The 4,382-nt window shown below is 63.6% G+C and carries 4 protein-coding genes; all 4 read left to right on the top strand.

Annotated elements, in window-relative coordinates; all coding sequences use genetic code 11:
• Positions 1-1,025, top strand: a 1,025-nt coding sequence (locus tag VB836_RS13400) for a hypothetical protein (RefSeq protein WP_323219763.1), incomplete at its 5' end; no start/stop codon positions are given.
• Between the two features lie 120 nt (positions 1,026-1,145).
• A complete protein-coding gene (locus VB836_RS13405; protein WP_323219765.1) occupies positions 1,146-1,661 on the top strand; it encodes a hypothetical protein in 516 nt (171 codons plus the stop codon).
• Between the two features lie 129 nt (positions 1,662-1,790).
• A complete protein-coding gene (gene istA / locus VB836_RS13410; protein WP_323219766.1) occupies positions 1,791-3,131 on the top strand; it encodes an IS21 family transposase in 1,341 nt (446 codons plus the stop codon).
• Positions 3,131-3,919 (top strand): IS21-like element helper ATPase IstB, encoded by a 789-nt coding sequence (gene istB / locus VB836_RS13415; RefSeq protein ID WP_323219767.1) that lies wholly within the window; start codon positions 3,131-3,133, stop codon positions 3,917-3,919. The genes istA and istB overlap by 1 nt, the downstream gene beginning before the upstream one ends.
• The last annotated feature ends 463 nt before the right edge of the window (positions 3,920-4,382 follow it).

Genomic DNA, 4,382 nt, shown 5'->3' on the forward strand with positions numbered 1-4,382 from the left:
GCCAAGACAAGGAGGCAATGCCACAAGAACGGGCAAGAAAGACCTTTGGAGACCTGATCTCGGAAGAGCGTCTCGGGGCGCCGCTCGCTCGAAGCGCCGACAAGGCATTGCAGGAGATACTGCCAGACCTGCATGCCGCTCTGAGCGGTGGGCGCTCGTACGCGGGTCGGCCTGCCACTGGAAGGCTCTCGCATCCGCACTACTACAGTCGCTACTTCTCCTACACTGCCTGGTCCGCGGATGCGCCCGACAGCGAGGTTGATGCACGTTGGGTCAGTGTGCTGCGCGGAGCCAGCTTCGCTGACGAGTTCATGACCCTTCTTCGGATCCCGGACGGACCGAGGTTCTTGGACAAGCTCGTTCGAGCGATCGACAAGGCTCCGGCGGACGTGGCAACCGCGGCACGAATTCTGCTGCAGATGGAAGAGGTTGTCCGCACGGAGGAATGGCAACGCGAGGTTGTCTCCAGCCGGTTGTTTGGTGACCGCAGTGCGATGACCATGCTCGAGTTCGTTGCTGTGCACATGCTGCAACATGCCCACGGGTTTGATGACCCCTATCCGGCACTTCGCGCGCTGTCCCCGGTCCGATCCTCGCGGCTCGTGTACGACGCCTCGCACGCACTACTACAGACGATGCGCGGCACCAACGCCGACGCCGACGCGTTCGTCGCTGTTGGTGACCAGATGGTGCTGGAACGGCTCCGCGAGCCAGGCGAGTTCGAGTGGTATCGAAGGCATCCGAGTCTCGTCGTCGACCCCGCTCGCAGCGCTGTACGCAACGGAGGATCGGTCGCCGACGCGTGGACCCGAAGCATCATGGACGACGCGTCGCTGATGACTGTCGTACTTGAACTCACGAAGAACCTGTCGTCCGAGGCAACCCCCGAAGCTCTGCTCGGGTATCTGCAACAGTTCGTCGATCTACCAGTCGCGTTGCCGGCATTGCGGGTTCTCGCTGACGTCGACGAACGTGCGGCGTTCTGGATCGAGCTCATCGAGGCTGCCGAACCAGGGCTTTCGTGAGACGTATCCGGGCGGGCGCCGCCTCGACGCAGCCCAGCCTGCGAACAGATTCATGAAGTAGGTTGCGTCAAGCGGAAAATCGGCGTAGCCAGCGGATCGGAACAGTGAAGACTGGGGTACGTGAGCGCTTCGGCCGAGGGATGGCTGGCATCAGCCGGAACGGTCGTCGCGCTGTTGGGCGGCATCGTTTCGATCGTCGCCGCAGTAGGACACGCTGACTTTCCTGTTGGCGTCAGAAGAACCGCTCATGCAGTGGTCGGGGCAGGTGTCTGCATTCTTGCCGTCGCGCTGATCGTCTACCTGGCGCGTGACACCGACGACGCTGCAGTCGTTACGAGCCCGACGAGCGTGCTTGCGCGATCAGGTGTCCCGTGCCCAGCACGTGGAGTGTTCGAAGCGGCGAGGGCAGCTGCGGATACGTTCGAGTTCGACCGTCTTCCCAATGACGGATCGGAGGTGATCCTTCAAGTTGTCCGCGAGCCGACACGCCCGGACGCTGAAGGCAACTACAAGAACTACGTGGTGCAGATCTGTCGAGAGTTCGACGGCGACCTGTTTTATGTCAGCTGGCAGACGGAAGAACCGCTCGAAGGTGTCGTTGCGCCGGCAGATGTCGATGGTGTGAGCGATCAGTGAATGTCGCGATCGGTGATCAGCGAATGTCGCGGTTGTCGGGGGTGGGTTCTTCCTGAATTTCAACGGTTGAGGGGTGGTCCCTCCAGCATGTCGAGCGACCAAGCAAGACAACTGGAGGGACCTCTTCTCATGATGACTCAGGAGGAGTTCATGGATGTGCTCGCGATGAAACGCGCTGGCATGACGTACGAGGAGATCGGCGCGCAGACCGGGTATCACCCGGCGACGATCTCGAAGTGGTGCAGGGAGGGTGGCCCGCCGGCGGCCCGCACGCTCGACAATGCCGAGCGTGTGATCGATCCGCGGTGGGCTGACAGGTTGACGGCGTTGTTGGTCGGGAACTCGTCGTTGTTGGCGACGTCGTTGTTCGAGATCATCCGCGCGGAAGGGTTCGATGGTTCGTATCCGAGCGTGGTCCGCTGGGTGCGCGAGCAGCGTGGCCCACGGTTCCGTCGTGCTGATGCGGCGTCGGTGCCGATCGAGACCGCGCCGGGCGAGGAGGCCCAGTTCGACTTCTCGGATTGCTCGGCGTGGTCGCAGCGCGTCGGGCTCGGGCCGGTGTTGTGGTGCTTCGGGATGATCTTGTGTTGGTCACGGTGGCGGCTGTGGTGGTTCACCACGAGCGTCGATCGAGAGCACACCTTCGAAGGCATTGTCCGGTTCTTCGACGCTGTCGGCGGGGTCCCGCAGCTGTGTCGCACGGACAGGATGGGTGCGCTCGGTCAGTCGCAAGGCCGCCGGTTCAAGCTGCATCCACCGACGCTCGAGTTCGCTCGTCATCACGGCACCGAGATCAAGGCGTGTCAGGCCGGCGACGCGAAACGCAAGGGCAAGATCGAGCGCCCGTTCCGTGACCTGTCGGAGTCGTTCCTCGAAGAACTCGTCGTCACTGGCGTCCCCGATGACATCGACGCGTTGAACCAGCGGGCGCGTGTGTGGGTTGATGAACGCGTGCATGACCGTGTGCATCGCACGACCGGTGTTGCGCCGATCGACAGGTTCGCTGTCGAGCACGGGTTCTTGAAGTCGTTGCCGGCACGCCGGTTCGACACCGACTACGTCGAGGCCCGCCGGGTGCATCGGGTGTTGCCGTTGATCGAGTGTGACGGGGTCCGCTACTCGGTCCCGGCCGACTGCCTCGGTCAGCTCGTCGAGGTCCGCAAACCCGTTGACAGCAACGAGATCAGCATCCGATGGGCTGGGCAGCTGATGATCACCCATCTGGTTCCGACCGACGGACGCGCCGAGGTGTGGGACCCGACGCACCGCGCCCAAGCGGAGGCATCCGCGTTGGCGAGCACCCACCGTCGGCACCTCCACGTGGTCCGCGACCACGAACCCGGACCGGCGTCACCGGTCGGGCCGGTCGGCCGGATCGAGTTGCCCGGAGGCGACTTCGATGTCGCCACCCCCGACCTCGCAGCCCGCTACGACCACCGTGATCTCGCTGTCGAAGGAGGCGAGTTCTGATGACCGGCAGCATCTACGAACAGATCAAAGATGATCTCGGCTATCTACAGATGGACCGCGCTGGCGAGGTGTTCGCGGTCCTCGGCGAACAGGCCCGCACCGAGGACTGGTCTCACGTCGAGTTCCTCGCCCGGCTCATCGCCGAGCAAGCCGACGCGACCCGCAACCGGCGACTCACCGCACGACTCAGATACGCGCGGTTCCCGTTCCGCAAGACCATCGACGAGTTCGACTTCGCGTTCCAACCGACCGTCGACCGCAAGCTCGTCGACGACCTCGCATCGTTGCGGTTCATGGCCACCGGCCGGCCGATCCTGTTCCTCGGCCAACCCGGCTGCGGCAAGACACACCTCGCCGTCGCGATCGCGATCCTCGCGGTCGAGGCCGGCTTCCGCGGTTACTTCACCAACGCCGAAGAGATGGTCGCGAACATCGCCCAAGCCACCCGGGAAGGCACCCTCGCGTCGAAGCTGAAGACCTACACCGCCCCATCAGTGCTCGTGATCGATGACGTCGGCCTGCTCCCCATGGACCGCGCCGCCGCGTCCGCGTTCTACCAAGTCGTCAACCAGCGCTACGAAAAACAGCACTCGACGATCGTCACGACCAACCGCGGGCTCCCCGACTGGGGCGAGATCTTCGGCGACACCGTCGTCGCCGCAGCGATCCTCGATCGGCTCATGCACAACGCCGTCGTGTTCAACATCAAGGGCCCCTCCTGGCGTCTACGCGAGCACCAAGCCCTTACCACCGCGACGACCGACCCCACCAAACGACGCAGCCGCTAACGTCACCCACTCGGGACGAACCCCACCCCGCGACCGCGACTTTCAGTGATCGCAGAACGCGACTTTCGTTGATCGCCAACATCGCCGGGAGTGCAGTGGACGGGTCGGCATCCGGGGTCGCGATTACGAGCGGGGTTCTTCGCAGTCGGGCGCACCCAATCTCAAGTGCCGTACCTGAGCGGTCTGAAGTGTCTGGCTGCTGGCGCGTTATCGAGCGACCTGACGGACAGGGCTTCGATGCTGTGTCGACCTGCATTGGCGTGGTCGGGTGTTCGCCTCGACAACTCGGAGCGTGGGCGGTGGAGCGTGTGGCATCGTTGGCGGAGTGCGTTCGACGCCGGGTTGGATGCCAGAGACGCCTTGGAGGTGTTGTGATGGGTTCAATCACGGTACGTGTTCGCTCAATCGGATGGTTCGTGACCGGGGTGTTGCTGGCAACGACAGCAACGTTGATGTTCGCGAA

Origin of the sequence: Limnoraphis robusta BA-68 BA1 (assembly GCF_034932365.1) — a bacterium.
In the GTDB taxonomy this organism is placed as follows: domain Bacteria; phylum Cyanobacteriota; class Cyanobacteriia; order Cyanobacteriales; family Microcoleaceae; genus Capilliphycus; species Capilliphycus robustus.